The sequence below is a fragment of the Allobosea sp. NPDC003192 genome, assembly GCF_050275675.1.
Lineage (GTDB): Bacteria > Pseudomonadota > Alphaproteobacteria > Rhizobiales > Beijerinckiaceae > Allobosea.
Genome location: NZ_JBNNPK010000027.1, coordinates 26,738 through 44,609, shown reverse-complemented (window position 1 = coordinate 44,609; position 17,872 = coordinate 26,738). Strand labels below are relative to the sequence as shown.

Genomic DNA, 17,872 nt, shown 5'->3' with positions numbered 1-17,872 from the left:
AGCCCCGCCTTTCCGCCCCCCATCCCCAACCCTTCCCCACCGCAGGCGGGGGGAAGGGAACGCGCTTGAAGCTCAAGCGGCTCCTCTGAACTCTGCCTATGGCGGGAGGATCGGATCATCGGGCCGGCTGAAACGAAACGCGGCCCGCAACTGCTGCGGGCCGTTTCGCTTAAAGCGCATCGCACCGGGAGCATGACAGCCCCTACACAGCGGGCCAGCCCTGCATCCGGCGCAAGCCGGATCAGACGCTCTTCATCGCGAGCCCGATCAGCTCCTGGAAGAAGTCCATTGCTTCCTTCGGTATGCCGCCGACGGCGCGATAGCCGAGATAGAGCAGATAGAGGAAGGCCGGGACCAGGATCCAGCCCAGCACCTCCTCGAAGACGATGCGCCGGCGCCGCCGGCGCGCCCGCTTCTCGAACCAGCCGAGCTTTTCCTTGGGCGCGGGAGCGGCCGCTTCTGCGGCGACCTCCCCCTCTTGCGCCCAGACGCTTTCCGATTTGCGCTTGAAGAACACCGGATCAGGCCTTGGTCAACGGAACCTTCGGGACGGTACGGACGCTGCGCGCCTTGGGCGGCTCGACCGGGGCATCCGGCTTCGGGCCGCGCTTCGACCCGCCGCCGGACGAAGCAGCCTTGGCCTTGCCCGGTGTTCTGGCTGCCCCCTTAGCCCGCGGCTTGCGCGTGCGCTTCTCGGCCGCGGCGGCGACGTCCTTCTCCGGCTTGGGCTTCACCGGCCCATCGGGGAATTCGAGGCCGAGCACCTTGATGCCGGTCTCGGACTGGATCACCACCACCTTGACCGCGCCGCCGTTCTTGAGCCGGCCGAACAGCACCTCGTCGGCCAGCGGCGTCTTGATCGTCTGCTGGATCAGGCGGGCCATCGGCCGCGCACCCATCGCTTCGTCATAGCCGTTGTCGACCAGCCATTCGCGCGCCTCGTCCGAGAGCTCGATGGTGACGTTGCGGTCGGCGAGCTGGGCCTCGAGCTGCAGCACGAACTTGTCGACGACGCGCGCCACGACCGTCTTCGGCAGGTGGCCGAAGGAGATCGTCGCGTCGAGCCGGTTGCGGAACTCCGGCGCGAACAGCTTGTTGATCGCCTCGGTATCGTCGCCCTCGCGCTTCTGGCGGGTGAAGCCATAGGCGTTCCTGGCCATGTCGGCTGCGCCGGCATTGGTGGTCATGATCAGGATGACGTTCCTGAAATCGACCTGCTTGCCGTTGTTGTCGGTCAGCTTGCCGTGGTCCATCACCTGCAGGAGGATGTTGAACAGGTCGGGATGGGCCTTCTCGATCTCGTCGAGCAGCAGCACGCAATGCGGATGCTGGTCGATCTGGTCCGTCAGCAGGCCGCCCTGGTCGAATCCGACATAGCCGGGAGGCGCGCCGATCAGCCGGGAGACGGTGTGCCGCTCCATGTATTCCGACATGTCGAAGCGCACGAGCTCGACGCCGAGCGAGGAGGAGAGCTGGCGCGCCACCTCGGTCTTGCCGACACCGGTCGGGCCGGCGAAGAGATAGCAACCGATCGGCTTCTCGCCGTCGCGCAGACCGGCACGGGCGAGCTTGATCGAGGAGGACAGCGCCTCGATCGCCTTCTCCTGGCCGTAGACGGTGCGCTTCAGCGTGGTCTCGAGATTGCGCAGCACCTCGGCATCGTCCTTGGAGACGGTCTTGGCCGGGATGCGCGCCATCGTCGCGATCGCCGCCTCGATCTCCTTGACGCCGATCGTCTTCTTGCGCTTGGCCTCGGTCACCAGCATCTGCGAGGCGCCCGTCTCGTCGATCACGTCGATCGCCTTGTCGGGCAGCTTGCGGTCATGGATGTAGCGTGCCGAGAGCTCCACCGCCGCCTTGATGGCGTCGTTGGTGTAGCGCAGTTTGTGGAACTCCTCGAAATAGGGCTTCAGCCCCTTCAGGATCTCGATCGTGTCCGGGACCGACGGCTCGTTGACGTCGATCTTCTGGAAGCGGCGCACAAGCGCCCGGTCCTTCTCGAAATACTGGCGGTATTCCTTGTAGGTGGTCGAGCCGATGCAGCGCAGCGAGCCCGAGGCCAGCGCCGGCTTGAGCAGGTTCGAGGCGTCCATCGCACCGCCCGAGGTCGCACCGGCGCCGATCACCGTGTGAATCTCGTCGATGAACATGATCGCCTTCGGGTGCTGCTCGATCTCCTTCATCACCTGCTTGAGGCGTTCCTCGAAATCGCCGCGATAGCGCGTGCCGGCGAGCAGCGTGCCCATGTCGAGCGAGAAGACGGTCGCGTCCTCCAGTACCTCCGGCACCTCGCCACGCACGATCTTGAGCGCCAGGCCCTCGGCGATCGCGGTCTTGCCGACGCCGGGGTCGCCGACCAGCAGCGGATTGTTCTTCTGCCGGCGGCAGAGGATCTGGATCGTGCGCTGCACCTCGGCCTCACGGCCGATCAGCGGATCGATGCGCCCGTCGCGCGCCTTGCGGTTGAGATTGACGCAGTAAGCGTCGAGCGCGCTTTCCTTTTTCTTCTTGTCCTTGTCGCCCTCATTGGCCTGCTCGCTGCGCTGCTCGCGCTGTTCCGGCTCCTCTTCGGCGCCGCGCACGGGCCGGCTTTCGCTGGCGCCGGGGCGCTTGGCGATGCCGTGGCTGATGTAGTTGACCGCGTCGTAGCGGGTCATGTCCTGCTCCTGCAGGAAGTAGGCGGCGTGGCTTTCGCGCTCGGCGAACATCGCCACGAGCACGTTGGCCCCGGTCACCTCCTCGCGGCCGGACGACTGGACATGGATCACCGCGCGTTGGATCACGCGCTGGAAGCCGGCGGTCGGCTTCGAATCGTCACGTCCGTCGGTGACGAGGTTGGTCAGTTCCGCATCGATATAGTCGACGAGGTTGCGGCGCAGCGTGTCGAGATCGACGCTGCAGGCGCGCATCACCGCGGCTGCGTCCTGATCGTCGACCAGCGCCAGCAGCAGATGTTCCAGCGTCGCGTATTCATGGTGACGCTCATTGGCGAGCGCGAGGGCCCGGTGAAGCGCCTGTTCGAGGCTGCGCGAGAAGCTCGGCAAGGTCAGCGCTCCCAGTCCAGTTTCGAAAGGATGATGTTCAAAGCTACTTCTTCTCCATCACGCATTGCAGCGGATGCATGTGCTTGCGGGCGAGGTCCATGACCAAGGTGACCTTGGTCTCCGCGACCTCGTAGGTGAAGACGCCGCATTCGCCGACCCCATTCTGGTGGACATGCATCATGATGCGCGTCGCCTCCTCCCGGTCCTTGTTGAAGAACCGTTCGAGCACGTGCACCACGAACTCCATCGGGGTGTAATCGTCGTTGAGGATCAGCACGCGATAGAGATTGGGCTTGCGCGTCCTTGTGCGGGTCAGAACCGCAGTACCGGTTCCGCTGCGGTCGCTGTCGGTCGGGCCGGACGGCGCTCGCGGCTTTGACGCCAGACGCGGCACAAAAGAGGACGCGTTCCCGCGCGGCATATGGCCGGCTGGCAGGTCCTGATCGATCGGCGTCGTGGCTGCTTGGCTCAAGGTGTCCGTCCCGAAGGCTGACCTCAAGATAGTGCTTCGCTCACGAATTTACAGGCGTCTCCCCTGCTTCGCCAGCCCGTTGCGGTGGCAGGCCACAGCGAACCGCCATTTTTGAATGGGATGAACCAAAACCCGGCCAGGAATAGCCGGGCTTCCCAAAGGCTTGCGGTGCTGCAGCCGGTCTCAGGTGCGCCAGCGCAGCCGTTCGGGAGTGAGCACATTGGTGAAAGTCTCGCCCTCGCGGCGGGCCATGGCGTAGTCGCGCTTCAGGCGGAAATACCATTGCGCCAGCCGGTCGGCCTGCCCGAGCAACAGCATGGTCGGCTTGCGCTCCAGGCCCTGCTGGGCGAGTTCGAGAATCCTCTGGTCCTGGCGCAGGAAGGCACGCGCCGCCCAGCCGATCACCGGCGCGAGCGGCATGAGCTGCGGCAGGTCCGAAAGCAGCACATTGGTGAGCAGCGTCCAGCGTGCATCGATCGGCGTGGCGAAGGTCGCGTTGATGATGGAACGCTCGCCCATGCGGATGCGCTCGATCCGCTGGCCCGGCAGCAGGAAGTCGACCTCGGTCTGCGGCCGCCCGAGCAGCCGGTAGCCGCGCGAATTCGCCGCCGCCTTGTGCGCCTTCATCCGGAAACCGAAGGGCAGCGGCTCGAAATCCTTGACCTTTTCCTGCGCCGTCGCCGTCGGCCGCCACCACCAGGAATTATGGACATAGCCGACATGGCCGGGATCGATCAGGCTGAGCACGCTGAGATCATATGACGCCTCGACCAGCACCGAGACCGCGACGCGGCAGCGCGAAGGGCCGGTCAGCGCCAGCGCCGGCACCGGCGGCGCATGCTCCGGTCGCGCTCCCGGATAGAGCCAGATGATCCCGTCGCTCTCGCGGATCGGGAACTCGCCGACCTTGACCTGCCCGGGATCGGTGATGTCGCCCTCGACCAGCGTCGGCATCGCCTTGCAGCGCCCATCGGCTCCGAAGCGCCAGCCATGGAAGGGGCAGGTGATGGCGACGCCGTCGAACCGGCCCTCGGACAGGGGAGCACCGCGATGGGGACAACGATCGCGCAAGGCGAAGAGCTCGCCAAGCTTGGTGCGGCCGATCACGATCTGCTCGCCAAGAACGGTCACGCTCGCAATCGCGCCCGTCGCCAGGTTGCTGGTGCTCCTGACGCAGTACCAGGCCTCCCGCGGCGGCTCGTGGAATTCGCTCGCCGGCGGCGCCTGCGCGCTGGTCGCTGCATCCATGGCGATCGTCGAACGGCTCATTGCGGCTCCTGGTTCACCTCACCGCCATCCGGTGAATGGCGATGGGCGCAGGCAGCCGCTCGCTGGTTGCAACAGCATTGCCGCGACGCCGGTCCGGAAGCACGGCGCCCAAACGCAAAGAAGCCCGGCCGAGGCCGGGCTTCTTGAAATTCTCAGGTGATCAGCTGCGGCCGGGCACAGCCGGCCGCGCCGAAATCACTTGGCCGGGGTCGGGACGGCCTTGGCGACGATGCCCTCGAACGGCTTGTAGGCGTCCTTGGCGATCGCGGCATAGAGCTCGCCGATCTTGGTGACCTGGGCGACATAGCCCTCGAAAGCGGTCTTGACGTAGTCCGACTGGATCTCGATCGCCTTGTCGAGCGTCTTGACGCCGGCCAGCTTCTCGATCGCGGCCGTGCCGGCCTCGAACGACTTCTTGGCGTAGTCGGTGGTCTCGACGGCGAGAGCCTGCACACCCTTCGAGGTGGCGCCGAAAGCCTTCAGGGCAGCGTCGACGTTCTCTTTGGAGGCCTTCTGGATGGTCTCGAACTGCTGGATCATGGTGTCCCTTTCGGCGCTCATGCGCCGCCTCTGCTGACGAGCCGGAATGGCCCGGGTTCCGTGCCCCCAAGGTCAGATGAAAAGGTCCATCACCGGGGCGCTCACTCATATTGTGCACCGCAACATAAAAGTCAAGCTCGCGCTGCAATGCACCAAACGCAGAGCCCCCCGGCGTGCACCGGCAACGGTTTGCAACCTGACCGCCATATGTGACGGTCATGCGAAAGCCTTTCGGCGCTTAACCGCTCCGTAACCGCATCCGCCTAACCTCTGCATCTGTGTCCTTCGCGCCACGCTGCAAAGCCTGCGACGGACGGGTGGGTTAGTTGAGGCGAGTTGCATGGCTTTTGGTTGCGTTGGTTCCCGACGCGGACGCTGGCTTGCGTTCATCGGGCTGGTGAGTGCTGCTGCCGTCGTGCTGACCGCGACGGTTTCGCCTGCCGAGGCGGCGCGCAAGAAGCGGCGCCATGTCACCGGTGGCTACGCCCCGCCCTATGCGGCGATGGTCGTCGACGCCAAGACCGGCCGCACATTGCACGCCGTCAACGAGGATGCCCCCCGCATCCCGGCCTCGCTCACCAAGGTGATGACGCTCTACATGCTCTTCGAGCAGATGGAGCGCGGCCGCTTCAACATGAATTCCGAACTCAGGGTCTCGTCCTATGCGGCCTCGCAGCCGCCGACCAAGCTCGGCCTGCGCGCCGGCTCGACCATCGAGGTCGAGGACGCGATCAAGAGCATGATCACCCTCTCGGCCAACGACTCCTCCGTCGTGGTCGCCGAAGCCATCGCCGGCTCGGAAGAGGCCTTCGCCGAGCAGATGACGCGCAAGGCGCGCGCGCTCGGCATGGACTCGACCCGCTTCTACAACCCGCACGGCCTGCCGAACTCGCCGCCGAACATCACCACGGCGCGCGATCTCACCATCCTGGCGCGGGCGATCCAGGAGCGCTTCCCGAAATATTTCCCGCTCTTCCAGATGCGTTCCTTCCAGTACGGTTCGCGCACCATCCGCGGGCACAACCGTCTTCTCGGCCGCATCGAGGGCGTCGACGGCATCAAGACCGGCTACACCCGCGCCTCCGGCTTCAACCTGATGACCTCGGCCAAGACGGAAGGCCGCCAGATCGTCTCGATCGTGCTCGGCGGCCGCTCCGGCGCCTCGCGCGACAAGATCATGGCCGATCTCGTCCTCGCCAGCCTGCCGCGCGCCAGCGCCGGCGGCCGCAGCGCCCCGATGATCGCCGAGGCCTCCGAGCCGCAGCAGGAGCGCTTCCGGGCTCCGGCCCCGGTTCCCGAGCCGCCGGCTCGCCCGGCCGTGGTCGCCCAGGCGCCCGAGCCCGCCCCGGCGCCCACGCCGATCCCGGTGCCGCGCCCGCGCGCCGAGCCTGAAGTGCCGGCCGCCGCCCGCGCCTATGCCGCGACCACGACGACCGCCCAGATCACGCCGCCGCGCGCCTTGAGCGGCAGCGCCCAGGCGCTCGCCCTCTCCAATATGCGCCCGGTCGCCGCGACGACGACGCCGTCGGCAATGCGCTGGTCGATCGGCGCCGCGCCGGCCGAAGGCAAGGTCCTGCGTCCGCCGGCGAATGTCGACACCACCTCCTCGATCGCCAAGCTCGCAGAGCCGACCGCGAAGGACGAGGCGCAACCCATGCCGAAGAAGATCGAGGCCCGCCTGCCCGAGCCGGCGCCGCTGCCGGTCAAGGTGGCGCATGCCGCCAAGGCTCCCGAAGCCAAGCCGGCCGAGAAAACCGCGATCGCCTCGAAATGGGTGATCCAGCTCGGCGCCACTGACGACGAGGCCAAGGCCAAGGACATCCTGGCCCGGGCCCGCGCCAAGGCCTCCGGCTCGCTCGCTGACGCTTCGCCCTTCACCGAGAAGGTCGAGAAGGGCGGCGCCACCCTGTTCCGTGCCCGCTTCGCCGGCTTCGAGGAGTCCAAGGACGCCGAGAAGGCCTGCGCCCAGCTCAAGCGCGGCGGCTTCTCCTGCTTCGCCACCCGCAGCTGACCGATTGGGAAAGGAGATCAACCATGCTTTTTCAGCAAGGTATCCTTGGCCTGGTTGACCCGAGCGGCAAGCCCGCTGGTGCCGCCGGCATCCGGATGGATGCGCTTCATCAGGCCCCGATGGGCCTCGCGGATCGCCTCCTGGCCCGCCCCCGGCTGAAGCCCCAGGATCTCGTAGGCCTCCTCGTCCGTCATCGCGCCCGTGCGCGCCGGGCCGCGCTGCCCCGCGTCGCGGTGACGATCAGCGTCTTCACGCCATCCGGGCGCCCGGCGGTCGAGATAAGCCTCTAGCAGGCGCGCCCCGTCGGGATCACCGGCGAGGCATTCGCGCAGCAGCGCGCTGAGTTCGACAGGCGTGAGATCGTCGAGATCGCGCCCGGTAAAGGCGCCGGCCAGCACCTTGCCCCTGATGCCGCCGCTGTCGTGGTCGAGCTCCATCTCCAGCAGGCTCGATGCGACCTTGGAACGCCCGGCCGAGCCGGTCCCACCCCAGTCCCGCGCCCATTCCGGCATCTTCAGGCCGCCGGGACCATAGGCGCTCCAGCCGAGCAGCCAGGCCCCGAGTCCGCCGAGAAAAATCGCCATGTCGGCCCGGCCACGCAGCATCAGCAGTGCTGCGACGCCGAGCGAGAGCGTGCCGCCGACGATCTTGCCGAACCTGACGAGTTTCTTCGGATCGGCTCCCGCGAAGAACTTGGCGATCCACCAGAGCAGGATCAGCGTGGCGATACCGTAGAGCAGGGTCACGGCTTGCGGCCCTCCATCGCCGTGAGCAGCCTCTGCGCCGCGGCGCTCTGCCCGGCAAGCTTCAGTAGCGCCTCGCGCCCGCCGCTGGCATAGGCCGCGGCACCGCGCAGCAGATCGAGCAGGGAGTTCGGCGCACTGACGTCGAAGCGCGCATGGGCGCCGCCGGTCAGGCGCGCGATCTCGCCGAAGGCTGCGCTGGCATCCGGATCGTCGCCCTCCTGGAACATGAACCCCTTGATGCCGCGCAGGCCGAGTTCGCCGGCGAGCGCGCAGAGCCGGTCGATATCCTCCTCCATCGCATCGCCGACATAGACGAAGGCGCGGATCGGCACGCGCCGCTCCTCGTCGCGGATATGCTTGAGCACGCGGCCGATCTGCGTCTGGCCGCCGCGGCAGTCGATCTTGTTCATCAACCCGGTCAGACGCTGCGGCTCGCCGAGCCAGCCCGAGGCGCGGCATTCGTCGAAGCCGCGGAAATAGACGAGCTGGACCGCAAGGCCGCCGGTCCTGGCCGCGACCTCGAACATCTGACCCTGCAGCGAGCAGGCGAGATCCCATGTCGGCTGCCGGCTCATCGTCGCATCGAGCGCGAAGACGAGCCGCCCGGCCCGCCCGGTCGCCAGCGGCGCGAGCTGCTTGGCCGAAGCGAGGAAACGGTCGATCTCGCCGGGCCTGGAGCGCGCAGCGCTCTCGGCCGGGCACGTTTCGCCCGCCTTGCCCACTGGCTTGCCGTTGTCGCGCGTCATGCTCTTCGCCGGGATTCGCTCATGCCGAAGATATTGGCCGCGCCGCCGGCATTTGCTACCCGTCGCGCAGCCTCAGGGAGAAGCGCTATGTCGCAGGTCGCGGTGTTCGAGACGGTCAAGGCGATGCGCGAGGCTGTCGCGGCCTGGCATGCAGCCGGCGAGAAGGTCGCGCTGGTGCCGACCATGGGCGCGCTGCACGAAGGCCATATCGCGCTCGTCACCGAGGCGCAGAAGCATGCCCGCCGAGTCATCGTCTCGATCTTCGTCAACCCGACGCAGTTCGCGCCGCACGAGGACTTCAAGAAGTACCCGCGCACCTTCGACAGCGACCGCGCCCAGCTCGAGGCGGCCAACGCCGATGCGATCTATTTCCCGGCCGTCGAGGAGATGTACCCGCCGGGCTTCGCCAGCCGCGTGCTGCTGCTCGGTCCGGCTGCGGTCGGCCTGGAGGATCGCTTCCGCCCGACGCATTTCGAAGGCGTCGCAACGGTTTGCTGCAAGCTGTTCACGCAGTCGCAGGCCGATTTCGCCGTCTTCGGCGAGAAGGACTACCAGCAGCTCAAGGTGGTGACGCGCATGGCGGGGGATCTCGACCTCGGCATAAAGATCGTGCCGCTGGCAACCTTCCGCGAGCCCGACGGCCTCGCCATGTCCTCGCGCAACCGCTATCTCTCCGCGGACGAGCGCGCTTTGGCGCCGACGCTCCATCGGGTGATGCAGGCCCTCGCCGCCCGCATCCGCAACGACGACCCGCTCTTCCAGGCCGTCGCCGATGCGCAGAACGAGATCATCACCGCCGGCTTCGAGCTCGACTATCTCGAAGCCCGCCATGCCGACACGCTGGCGCCGGTGACCTCGCGCGCCGACGGCCCGATCCGCCTGCTGATCGCGGCGCGGATCGGCGGGACCAGGCTGATCGACAACATTGGGGTGTGAGGAGCGAGACCAACCGGATGACTTCTGCGGACCGCAAAGCGACCTTCACGCTCGACGAACTCGACCTTCGCCGTGCCGTGCGTCTGCACGCCTTCAGCGGAATCCGTGAGAAGCAGACCATCATCCGGCTGATCGTGCTCTGGTTCATCGGGATGGCGGCCTTCGTCGGCTTCTTCTCTGCCGCCGGGATGCCGTGGCCGGAATTGCGCGGGAATCTCCTGCCGATCGCGCTCGTCATGGTCGCGACCATCCTCGTCTTCAGCCTCGGCATACCGCTCGCGCTCGGCCCGCTCGTCATCCGCCGGCGCTTCAAGCAGGACAAGCTTGTCCGCAAGCCCGTCTCGGCCAGCTGGGACGAAGAAGCCTATGAGGCCGAGCAGCCCGGCGCGCGCAACCACATTCCGTGGCGCGACTACATGAAGATCCGCGAGGACAAGCACCTCTTCCTGTTCTTCATCTCGGACTACAGCTACCAGATCCTGCCGAAACGGGCGTTGACCACTGAGCAGATCACGGATTTGCAGCGGGTGCTTGCAGCGCTTTGAGCGGAGAGCGAGTTCCTCACAAATGGCGCGTCACGTCCATGCGCTGGTGCAGGATTCGGACGATGTCGATGCCACTCTCGAAGTGTCGGGAGAACACAAGATGAGAGCCGACGGCGTATTTGAAGTAGCCGTCCCGGACATCGCTGAGGCGTCCCTGCTTGCTCCCGGCAGCGAGGCCTTCGAAGGCGGCAATGATGGCAGCGTGGTAACTCTCAGCCTGCTCCAGCGACCAGCGCGAAGCGGTGTATGACCAGATATCTTCGAGGTCCGCCTGCGCGAGCGGATAGAGCCGGTAGCCGCGGCTCTCAGCCATGCTTGGCCCGCATCTTCGCCAGGAACGCCTCGTTGTCGAAAGGCTGAGGCTCGCCGGACGTCTCCCCGGCGATCAGCGCGTCCCGCAGGGCCTTCACTTTCGCCTCATGCTCTTCGAGAAGCCGCAAACCAGCCCGCACCACATCGCTGGCCGAACCATAGCGACCGCTCTGGACCTGAGCGCCGACGAAATCGGTGAAATGCTCGCCGAGTGAGATCGAGGTGTTCTTTGACATGCCGCTTCCCTGCATCGATACCAAAGAATACCAAACTCTGGTAACAACGGCCAGCCGGCTGGCCTACAGCAGCCCCAGCTCCGCCAGCTCGCGCCGCATCTGCTCCGGCATGACGCCGAGATCACCGCTGCGGCCATCGATGTCGCGCGGCGCATCCTTGTCCTGGAGATAGCGCCAGCCCTGGAACGGCCGGAACGGCCTGGGCTCGACCGGCACCACCACCGGCTCCATCACCAGATGGCAACGACCGATGCCCTCGCCATCGGTGAAGGGGCGGATGTCGATCAGGCGCTGGCGCGCCGAGACCTGGCCCTTGATCACCCAGTAGAGCGAGCCGCCATTGACGATCTCCTCGATCCGCTTCGGCACCATGCGGGTGGTGTGCAACTGCTCCGCCGGCTCGCCGCGAGCGCGACGCTGCGCCTGCCGCTCGGCGATCCATTCTTCGAGATCGCTGATCGATTCGGCGCCGACGCAAAGCTTGAGGATATGGAGCGGCATGGCGGGCAACCTAATCCTCACTGAGGCGCCTCGCCAGAGCCCACAGCCTTTCTCCACAACCGCGCCAAGCCGGGGTGGCCGGCGCCAGCGCGGCCATGACGGCGCCGTTCGTGCAGGTTACTAAGGCCACCGACCCGAACGGAGACACGACATGCGCGGACTGCAAGGCAAGGCCATTCTCGTCACCGGCTCCTCGACCGGCATCGGCTATGCGATGGCCGAACGCCTGATCGCCGAGGGCGCCAAGGTGTTGATCCATGGCCGCGAGCAGAACGAGGTCGACACCGCCTGCCGCAAGCTCGGTCCCGCGACGGCCGGTTCGATCGGCGACCTTGCCGAGCCGGCAACCGCACAGGCGCTGGTCGATGCGACGCGAAAAGCCTTCGGCCGCATCGACGGCCTCGTCAACAATGCCGGCATCTATCCGCGCGGCGTGCTGGGCGAGACCTCCGCCGCCTTCTTCGACCATATGTTCGCGATCAACACGCGCGCGCCCTTGCTCTGCGCCGAGGCGGCGATCCGCGCCTTTCGCCTGCAGAAATCGGGCGGCTCGATCCTCACCGTCGGCTCGATCAACGCCTGGTGCGGCAATTCCAACCTGACCGTCTATTCGATGTCGAAGGGCGCGCTGATGACGATGACGCGCAACCTCGCCAACACGCTCGGGCGGGAGCATATCCGGGTCAACCAGCTCAATGTCGGCTGGACCTTCACCGCCAACGAAGATGCGACGCAGCAGCGCGAGGGCAAGAAGCCGGGCTGGGAGAAGGAGGTCCCGCTCGAATTCGCCCCCTTCGGCCAGATCATGCAACCGGCCGAGATCGCCGCCCACACCGCCTTCTGGCTGTCGGAAGAAAGCGGCCACGTCTCCGGCCAGATCTACGAGGTCGAACAGTTCCCGCTGATCGGTCGTGGCCGGGCTGCCGACTAACTCGCAACGCAATTGCGCGGCACCTCAGCAACGACGCATCCGGGATGGCAGGGCGAACTCTCCCGGAGCGCACCGCGGACCAACCGAGATTGACGATGCCGATGCCTACGGATGTCTTTTCGCCCTGGCTGATCCGCTGGAATCTTGAAGCCGCCGGCCAGCCGATCAGGACGCATGCCAGCCAGCTGCAGCCTGTCCTGCTCGATGGCCGGCCGGCCATGCTGAAACTGCCCGAGGTCGAGGACGAGCGACGCGGCTACCTGCCGCTGGAATACTGGAACGGCGACGGGGCCGCCCGCCTCCTCGCTCGCAGCGAGCATGGCGAGGCGATGCTGATCGAGCGCGCCACCGGCACGCGCTCGCTCGCGGCCATGGCCCGCAGCGGCGCAGCCGGCGATGATGAGGCGACCGCAATCCTCTGCGACGCCATCGCCGCCCTGCAAAAGCCGCGCGGCCCGGCGCCCTCCGGCCTGATCCCGCTTGAGATCTGGTTCAAGGACCTGTTCCCGATGGCGCAGGAGCGCGGCGGCATCCTCGCCCGCGCGGCCGCGGCGGCGAACGAGCTCCTGCCGGCTCAGCGCGAGGTCGTCCCGCTGCATGCCGACCTGCACCATGACAATGTGCTCGATTTCGAAGCCAAGGGCTGGCTCGCCATCGACCCGAAATCGGTGATCGGCGACCGCGCCTTCGAATACACCATCCTGTTCTGCGATCCCGACCTCGCCGATCCCGAGCCACCGGTCGCGACAGTCCCGGGTCGGTTCGAGCGCAGGCTGGAGATCGCACTGGCGAAATCGGGGCTGGAGCGCGAGCGCCTGCTGAAATGGATCCTGGCCTGGTGCGGGCTCTCCGCCGCCTGGTTCCTCGAAGACGATGACCCGCTGGCGAAGATCAACCTCGCCGTGGCGGAACGGGCGATTGCAGCGTTGGACTGCCTGTAGCCCGTCATTCTCGGGCGAAGCGCAGCGCAGACCCGAGAATCTCAGGACGAGAAGGCGCGGTCACAGCCTCCTCCGGCCTGAGATTCTCGGGTCTAGCCCGAGCATGACGCGCTATTCCCCCAGCACGACCACCTTCGCGCCTTCCGCTACCTGCGCGCCCGGCTCGGCCCCGAGCTCGGTGACGGTGCCGTCGCGCGGGGCGGTCAGCACATGCTCCATCTTCATCGCTTCGACGATGGCGAGGCGCTGGCCCTTCACCACCGCCTCGCCGGCCGTGACGAAGAGCGCGATCAGCTTGCCGTGCATCGGCGCCTTGATCACACCGCCCGCCCCTGCCGCAGCATTGAGATCGACGCTGAACGGGTCGAACAGCGCGACGGAAGTCTGCCGGCCGCGATGCAAAGCGAGATAGGTGCCCGCTTCAGCTCGGGCCAGCGTCACCTCATGCTCGCCCTCGGGAAGCGGATGGCCCGGCAGCGAGACGCGGGCGTCCTCGCCGTTCCACTCGATCCTGGCCTCGATCCGCTCGCCATCGACCAGCAGCGGCAGGCCGAGCGCCGGGCGCGGCATGATCGAGAAGGCGTCGGCATCGAGCCAGGGCGACTTGGCCTCATCGCCGGTGCGCTCGACGGCGAGGTCGAGCAGCGCCACCTGGCGCTCCTCTTCGAGCTGCAGCGCCGCCGCCGCGACGGCGGCCGCATCGAGCGGCTGCGGCTCGGCCCCGAGCGCTGTGATGTTGCGCTCGATGAAGCCGGTGTCGAACGGCCCCTGCCGGAAGCCCTCCGCCTCGGCGAGCTTCTTCAGGAAGGCGAGATTGGTGCGGGGGCCGGCGACGATGGTCTCGCCGAGCGCGAAGGCGAGATGGTCGAGCGCCTCGTCGCGGGTGCGGCCATGGGCGATCACCTTGGCGATCATCGGGTCGTAGAACGGCGTCACCGAATCGCCGGCCTCGACGCCGGTGTCGATGCGGATGTCCTCGCTCTGCGGGAACTGCAGCGCCCAGAGCTTGCCGGTCGAGGGCAGGAAGCCCTTTTCCGGGTCCTCGGCATAGAGCCGCGCCTCGACGGCATGGCCTTCGGCGCGAACGTCGTCCTGCGTGAAGCCGAGCGGCTCGCCGGCCGCGACCTTGAGCTGGAGCTCGACCAGGTCGAGCCCGGTGATCGCCTCGGTGACGGGATGCTCGACCTGGAGGCGGGTATTCATCTCCATGAAGTAGAAGCGGTCGGCCCTGAGGCCATCGCGCCCGTCGGCGATGAACTCGACCGTGCCGGCCCCGACATAGCCGACCGCCTTGGCGGCCTCCGTCGCCGCCTTACCCATGGCGGCGCGCACCTCCGGCGTCATGCCCGGCGCCGGCGCCTCCTCGATCACCTTCTGATGGCGGCGCTGCAGCGAGCAGTCGCGCTCATAGAGGTGGACGACATTGCCATGGCTGTCGCCGAACACCTGGATTTCGACATGGCGCGGCGAGAGCACGTATTTCTCGACCAGCACGCGCGCATCGCCGAAGGCGTTCTTGCCCTCGCGCTGGGCGCTGGCGAGCGCGTCGGCGAAATCCTCGGGCCGGTCGACCTTCTTCATGCCCTTGCCGCCGCCGCCGGCGACCGCCTTGATCAGCACGGGATAGCCGATGCGCTCGGCCTCATTGGCGAGGAAATCGACGCCCTGCTCGGCACCGTGATAGCCCGGCACGACCGGGACATTGGCCTTCTCGACCAGCGCCTTGGCGGCGTCCTTCAGGCCCATGGCGCTGATGGCGGAGGCCGGCGGGCCAACGAAGACGATGCCGGCCGCAGCGCAGGCCTCGGCGAATTCGACATTCTCGGAGAGGAAGCCGTAACCCGGGTGGATGCAGGCCGCGCCCGCTTCCTTCGCCACGGCGAGAATCTTCTGCGCGTCGAGATAGCTCTCGCGCGCCGGCGCCGGGCCAATCCGATAGGCCTCGTCAGCCATCTCGACGAACAGCGCCTCGGCATCGGCGTCGGAATAGACCGCGATGGTGCGCAGGCCGAGCCGCTTGGCGGTGCGGATCACCCGGCAGGCGATCTCGCCGCGATTGGCGATCAGGATGGAGGGCAGTTTGGCGGCAATCGACATGGGGCATCCTCGAACCGATGCCCCGTTATAGCCCAGCCGAAGCCCTTGTCTGCGCCTTGTTGCGCAAGTGGCGGATGGGCACAGCGTCTCGAAAGACGCGTCATGCTCGGGCTTGACCCGAGCATCTCAGGCCGGATGAGGTTCCGACCAGCGTCCTCCTGTCCAGAGATTCTCGGGTCTGCGCTTCGCTTCGCCCGAGAATGACGGCTGGCTTTCGCCGCCTCAGTCCAGCACTCGCAGCCGCCGCCCGAGCTTCAGCGCCACCGTCGTGCCGACGATCAGCCCGACTGCGAACACCCAGCCCGAGACCGCCCCGGCCGAGATGCCCGAGAGGAGCGTGCCGACCGTGCAGCCGAGGCCAAACACCGTGCCCCAGCCGAGCAGCGCGCCACCGATCAGCCCGCGCAGGACGTGCCCGCCGGTTGGTCGCCGCGGCTTGAACTCGCCCGCCGCCAGCGCCGCGGCAAAGGCAGCCGCGACCAGCCCGGCAACGAAGAGACCGTTCGGCGTCAGCAGCGTCTCGCGGATCAGGGTGGCGCAGCCGCGGAAGCTGTCGAGCCCTTCCAGCCGCACCGGCAGCCAATCGAGCTGCGTCGCCACCTGGCGCGAGCGCGAGCCGAGTTCGGCGGTGACGCCAAGCGGCGAGAGGCGCAGATAGGCGGCGACGCCGATCAGCCCGACGAAGAGGCCACCAAGCCAAGCAGGCCAGCGCCGCAGGAAGATCGTGGCAACGGGATCGGCCGACGATTTGTCCAAAGCTCCCTGCTCGCTCGGCCGTCCGGTCCGCAGCAGCCACCAGGCCAACGCGCCGAGCACGGCAAATCCCGCCAGCAGCGCGCCGCCATAGCCGAGCTGGCGCGGCAGCCACAGCACCGGCGACTCGGAGATCGTCAGGAGATAGAGCTCGTTCCAGCTCAGGAAGCCGAGAATGAAGCCGAGGCCCGCACCGATCAGCGCGAAGGGCGAAGTCGGCGAGCCCTCGCCCAGCCGATAGAGATGGGCGCTGATGCAGGAGCCGGAGATCGCCATGCCGGCGCCGAAGGCGAGCCCCGCCAGCAGCAGCGCTGGGCCGACCGGGCCGATATGCGCCGTCGGTGGCAGGCGCGTGCCCGTGGGATCAGGCAGCCAGGCGCCATAGATCAGGGTGTAGCCGGCAAGTCCGACGGCCAGCGCCGTGAGGATGCCGAGCAGGCCGCGCGGATCGCGCCGGTCGAGCCAGTCCTTCCAGATGCAGAAGAAGCAGAAACGCGCGCGCTGCAGCACGAAGCCGAAGGCGGCGCCCAAAATCAGCGAGAGCTGGAGCTGCGGCGCCGGATCGCCATGGCGTCCGACGAGGTAGATCGAGACCGCGATCGCAACTGCGACCACAGCTGCCGCGATGAAGCGCAGGGGCGGCAGCCTGATCGGCTCCGCCCCCGCCTGCCGGCGCGCCAGCTCATAGTCCAGCGCGCCGCTATCGTCGGAAATGCTCATCGGGAGGGCTTACTTGCCACCCCAGACCGTGCCGGCCGGATTGCTGATCGGCAGGCCGACGACGTTGCCATACTCGGTCCAGGAGCCGTCATAATTGGCGGCCTGATAGCCGAGCACGCGCGAGAGGATGAACCAGGTGTGGCTCGAGCGTTCGCCGATCCGGCAGGAGGTGATCACCGGCTTGGAGCCGTCGATGCCGACCTCGGCATAGAGCTTCTTCAGCTCCTCCGGCGACTTCAGCGTCCCGTCGGCCTGGTTGACGGCGCGCGCCCAGGGCACGTTGACCGAACCGGGGATATGGCCGGCTCGCAGCGCCAGCTCCTGGAAGCCCGCCGGCGCGATGATCTTGCCGGAGAACTCGTCCGGCGAACGGATGTCGAGCACGCGCGCCTCGGATTTCTTCTCGACCGTGGCGACGACGTCGGTCAGGCGGGCGCGCAGTTTCTTGTTGGGTTCGCCGACGGTGAAGCTGGACGCCTTCACCGGCACCGGATTGGTTGCGACCGGGCGCTTCTCCAGCTCCCATTTCTTGCGGCCGCCATCGAGCAGTTTCACATTGTCGCGCAAACCGTAGATGTCGAACACCCAGGCGCCCCAGGCGGCGAACCAGTTGTTGTTGTCGCCGTAGAGGACGAGGGTCACGTCCTTGTCGACGCCGAGCTTGCGGGCGAGCGCCTGGAACTTCTCGGGACCGGCGATGTCGCGCGAGACGGTCTCGACCAGGTCGGTATGCCAGGCGATGTTCTGGGCGCCGGGGATATGGCCGCGCTCATAGATGCCGGGCTCGACGCTGACCTCGACGACCCGGACCTTGGGATCGTTGAGGTTCTTCTCCAGCCACTCGGTCGAGACCAGCGGACCGGTCTGGGCCAGCGCTACGCCGCCGAGCGCAAGGCTCGCAGCCAGCACGACCGCACCGCGGCGGATGAGGGAGAGGACGGACATTCTGGCGCTCCTTGGCGCCGAAGGGCCGAAACATCGGCACCCTTCGGCATGAATTGCAGGGGCTGCCATGATTTCGCCACGCGACCTGCCGGAGAAGCCGGACAGGATTTTTTTGTTTGCCATCAAG

General features: G+C 67.2%; 18 protein-coding genes. 5 read left to right on the top strand and 13 right to left on the bottom strand.

Translation table 11 applies throughout. The features are described from left to right. Positions 1-241 precede the first annotated feature (241 nt). The 5 genes from ACQKLX_RS26905 to ACQKLX_RS26885 all read right to left on the bottom strand — a co-directional run bounded on the left by ACQKLX_RS26905 (position 242) and on the right by ACQKLX_RS26885 (position 5,325). Positions 242-517: a hypothetical protein gene (locus tag ACQKLX_RS26905; protein WP_427364629.1), complete on the bottom strand. Its 276-nt coding sequence runs from the start codon at positions 515-517 to the stop codon at positions 242-244. 4 nt (positions 518-521) lie between these two features. After that, on the bottom strand, positions 522-3,044 hold the full coding sequence (gene clpA / locus ACQKLX_RS26900; RefSeq protein ID WP_427364628.1) for an ATP-dependent Clp protease ATP-binding subunit ClpA: 2,523 nt from the start codon (positions 3,042-3,044) through the stop codon (positions 522-524). A 43-nt stretch (positions 3,045-3,087) separates the two neighbouring features. Then, entirely contained in the window at positions 3,088-3,465 is a 378-nt protein-coding gene (gene clpS, locus ACQKLX_RS26895; protein ID WP_427364651.1) for an ATP-dependent Clp protease adapter ClpS, read from the bottom strand. 234 nt (positions 3,466-3,699) lie between these two features. Continuing rightward, a complete protein-coding gene (locus tag ACQKLX_RS26890) occupies positions 3,700-4,785 on the bottom strand; it encodes a Rieske 2Fe-2S domain-containing protein (protein WP_427364627.1) in 1,086 nt (361 codons plus the stop codon). A gap of 195 nt (positions 4,786-4,980) precedes the next feature. Next, on the bottom strand, positions 4,981-5,325 hold the full coding sequence (locus ACQKLX_RS26885; RefSeq protein WP_038118787.1) for a phasin family protein: 345 nt from the start codon (positions 5,323-5,325) through the stop codon (positions 4,981-4,983). A 397-nt stretch (positions 5,326-5,722) separates the two neighbouring features. On the opposite strand from ACQKLX_RS26885, the gene ACQKLX_RS26880 reads away from it, so the two are divergent. Next, positions 5,723-7,336 carry an SPOR domain-containing protein gene (locus ACQKLX_RS26880; RefSeq protein ID WP_427364626.1) on the top strand — a complete coding sequence of 538 codons (1,614 nt, stop codon included), beginning with the start codon at positions 5,723-5,725 and terminating at the stop codon, positions 7,334-7,336. Positions 7,337-7,353: 17 nt separating this feature from the next. On the opposite strand, the gene ACQKLX_RS26875 is transcribed toward ACQKLX_RS26880, so the two are convergent. Together ACQKLX_RS26875 and ACQKLX_RS26870 are read right to left on the bottom strand one after the other, a co-directional pair. Next, the gene (locus tag ACQKLX_RS26875) at positions 7,354-8,082 is read right to left on the bottom strand and encodes a DnaJ domain-containing protein (protein WP_427364625.1); all 729 of its coding nucleotides are present in this window, start codon (positions 8,080-8,082) and stop codon (positions 7,354-7,356) included. Further along, positions 8,079-8,828 carry a VWA domain-containing protein gene (locus tag ACQKLX_RS26870; protein ID WP_427364624.1) on the bottom strand — a complete coding sequence of 250 codons (750 nt, stop codon included), beginning with the start codon at positions 8,826-8,828 and terminating at the stop codon, positions 8,079-8,081. The genes ACQKLX_RS26875 and ACQKLX_RS26870 overlap by 4 nt, the downstream gene beginning before the upstream one ends. A gap of 87 nt (positions 8,829-8,915) precedes the next feature. On the opposite strand from ACQKLX_RS26870, the gene panC reads away from it, so the two are divergent. Further along, entirely contained in the window at positions 8,916-9,764 is an 849-nt protein-coding gene (panC, locus tag ACQKLX_RS26865; protein ID WP_427364623.1) for a pantoate--beta-alanine ligase, read from the top strand. Positions 9,765-9,781: 17 nt separating this feature from the next. Next, the gene (locus ACQKLX_RS26860; protein ID WP_427364622.1) at positions 9,782-10,309 is read left to right on the top strand and encodes a YcxB family protein; all 528 of its coding nucleotides are present in this window, start codon (positions 9,782-9,784) and stop codon (positions 10,307-10,309) included. Between the two features lie 16 nt (positions 10,310-10,325). Here the strand turns inward: ACQKLX_RS26860 and ACQKLX_RS26855 are convergent, their stop codons facing one another. From ACQKLX_RS26855 to ACQKLX_RS26845, 3 genes are all read right to left on the bottom strand, one after another. Beyond that, complete coding sequence (locus ACQKLX_RS26855) at positions 10,326-10,622, bottom strand: type II toxin-antitoxin system RelE/ParE family toxin (RefSeq protein WP_427364621.1); 297 nt, start codon at positions 10,620-10,622, stop codon at positions 10,326-10,328. Then, entirely contained in the window at positions 10,615-10,857 is a 243-nt protein-coding gene (locus ACQKLX_RS26850; RefSeq protein WP_427364620.1) for a type II toxin-antitoxin system ParD family antitoxin, read from the bottom strand. The genes ACQKLX_RS26855 and ACQKLX_RS26850 overlap by 8 nt, the downstream gene beginning before the upstream one ends. Before the next feature lie 63 nt (positions 10,858-10,920). Next, positions 10,921-11,358: a DUF1489 family protein gene (locus tag ACQKLX_RS26845; protein ID WP_137881131.1), complete on the bottom strand. Its 438-nt coding sequence runs from the start codon at positions 11,356-11,358 to the stop codon at positions 10,921-10,923. A gap of 151 nt (positions 11,359-11,509) precedes the next feature. On the opposite strand from ACQKLX_RS26845, the gene ACQKLX_RS26840 reads away from it, so the two are divergent. Both ACQKLX_RS26840 and ACQKLX_RS26835 read left to right on the top strand, forming a co-directional pair. Further along, positions 11,510-12,289 carry an SDR family NAD(P)-dependent oxidoreductase gene (locus ACQKLX_RS26840; protein ID WP_427364619.1) on the top strand — a complete coding sequence of 260 codons (780 nt, stop codon included), beginning with the start codon at positions 11,510-11,512 and terminating at the stop codon, positions 12,287-12,289. Between the two features lie 95 nt (positions 12,290-12,384). After that, positions 12,385-13,230: an aminoglycoside phosphotransferase family protein gene (locus ACQKLX_RS26835; RefSeq protein WP_427364618.1), complete on the top strand. Its 846-nt coding sequence runs from the start codon at positions 12,385-12,387 to the stop codon at positions 13,228-13,230. Positions 13,231-13,341: 111 nt separating this feature from the next. Here the strand turns inward: ACQKLX_RS26835 and ACQKLX_RS26830 are convergent, their stop codons facing one another. The 3 genes from ACQKLX_RS26830 to ACQKLX_RS26820 form a co-directional block, all read right to left on the bottom strand. Then, positions 13,342-15,327: an acetyl/propionyl/methylcrotonyl-CoA carboxylase subunit alpha gene (locus ACQKLX_RS26830; RefSeq protein WP_427364617.1), complete on the bottom strand. Its 1,986-nt coding sequence runs from the start codon at positions 15,325-15,327 to the stop codon at positions 13,342-13,344. Positions 15,328-15,549: 222 nt separating this feature from the next. Next, complete coding sequence (locus tag ACQKLX_RS26825) at positions 15,550-16,800, bottom strand: YeeE/YedE family protein (protein WP_427364616.1); 1,251 nt, start codon at positions 16,798-16,800, stop codon at positions 15,550-15,552. 9 nt (positions 16,801-16,809) lie between these two features. Beyond that, complete coding sequence (locus ACQKLX_RS26820; RefSeq protein WP_427364615.1) at positions 16,810-17,745, bottom strand: sulfurtransferase; 936 nt, start codon at positions 17,743-17,745, stop codon at positions 16,810-16,812. Between the last annotated feature and the right edge of the window lie 127 nt (positions 17,746-17,872).

What these genes read in the sequence shown, in the direction of transcription:
- clpS (WP_427364651.1), bottom strand. Translation starts at nt 3,465, where the DNA reads ATGCCGCGCGGGAACGCGTCCTCTTTTGTGCCGCGTCTGGCGTCAAAG.
- ACQKLX_RS26890 (WP_427364627.1), bottom strand. Translation starts at nt 4,785, where the DNA reads ATGAGCCGTTCGACGATCGCCATGGATGCAGCGACCAGCGCGCAGGCG.
- ACQKLX_RS26885 (WP_038118787.1), bottom strand. Translation starts at nt 5,325, where the DNA reads ATGATCCAGCAGTTCGAGACCATCCAGAAGGCCTCCAAAGAGAACGTC.
- ACQKLX_RS26870 (WP_427364624.1), bottom strand. Translation starts at nt 8,828, where the DNA reads ATGACGCGCGACAACGGCAAGCCAGTGGGCAAGGCGGGCGAAACGTGC.
- panC (WP_427364623.1), top strand. Translation starts at nt 8,916, where the DNA reads ATGTCGCAGGTCGCGGTGTTCGAGACGGTCAAGGCGATGCGCGAGGCT.
- ACQKLX_RS26860 (WP_427364622.1), top strand. Translation starts at nt 9,782, where the DNA reads ATGACTTCTGCGGACCGCAAAGCGACCTTCACGCTCGACGAACTCGAC.
- ACQKLX_RS26855 (WP_427364621.1), bottom strand. Translation starts at nt 10,622, where the DNA reads ATGGCTGAGAGCCGCGGCTACCGGCTCTATCCGCTCGCGCAGGCGGAC.
- ACQKLX_RS26850 (WP_427364620.1), bottom strand. Translation starts at nt 10,857, where the DNA reads ATGTCAAAGAACACCTCGATCTCACTCGGCGAGCATTTCACCGATTTC.
- ACQKLX_RS26845 (WP_137881131.1), bottom strand. Translation starts at nt 11,358, where the DNA reads ATGCCGCTCCATATCCTCAAGCTTTGCGTCGGCGCCGAATCGATCAGC.
- ACQKLX_RS26840 (WP_427364619.1), top strand. Translation starts at nt 11,510, where the DNA reads ATGCGCGGACTGCAAGGCAAGGCCATTCTCGTCACCGGCTCCTCGACC.
- ACQKLX_RS26835 (WP_427364618.1), top strand. Translation starts at nt 12,385, where the DNA reads ATGCCGATGCCTACGGATGTCTTTTCGCCCTGGCTGATCCGCTGGAAT.
- ACQKLX_RS26830 (WP_427364617.1), bottom strand. Translation starts at nt 15,327, where the DNA reads ATGTCGATTGCCGCCAAACTGCCCTCCATCCTGATCGCCAATCGCGGC.
- ACQKLX_RS26825 (WP_427364616.1), bottom strand. Translation starts at nt 16,800, where the DNA reads ATGAGCATTTCCGACGATAGCGGCGCGCTGGACTATGAGCTGGCGCGC.
- ACQKLX_RS26820 (WP_427364615.1), bottom strand. Translation starts at nt 17,745, where the DNA reads ATGTCCGTCCTCTCCCTCATCCGCCGCGGTGCGGTCGTGCTGGCTGCG.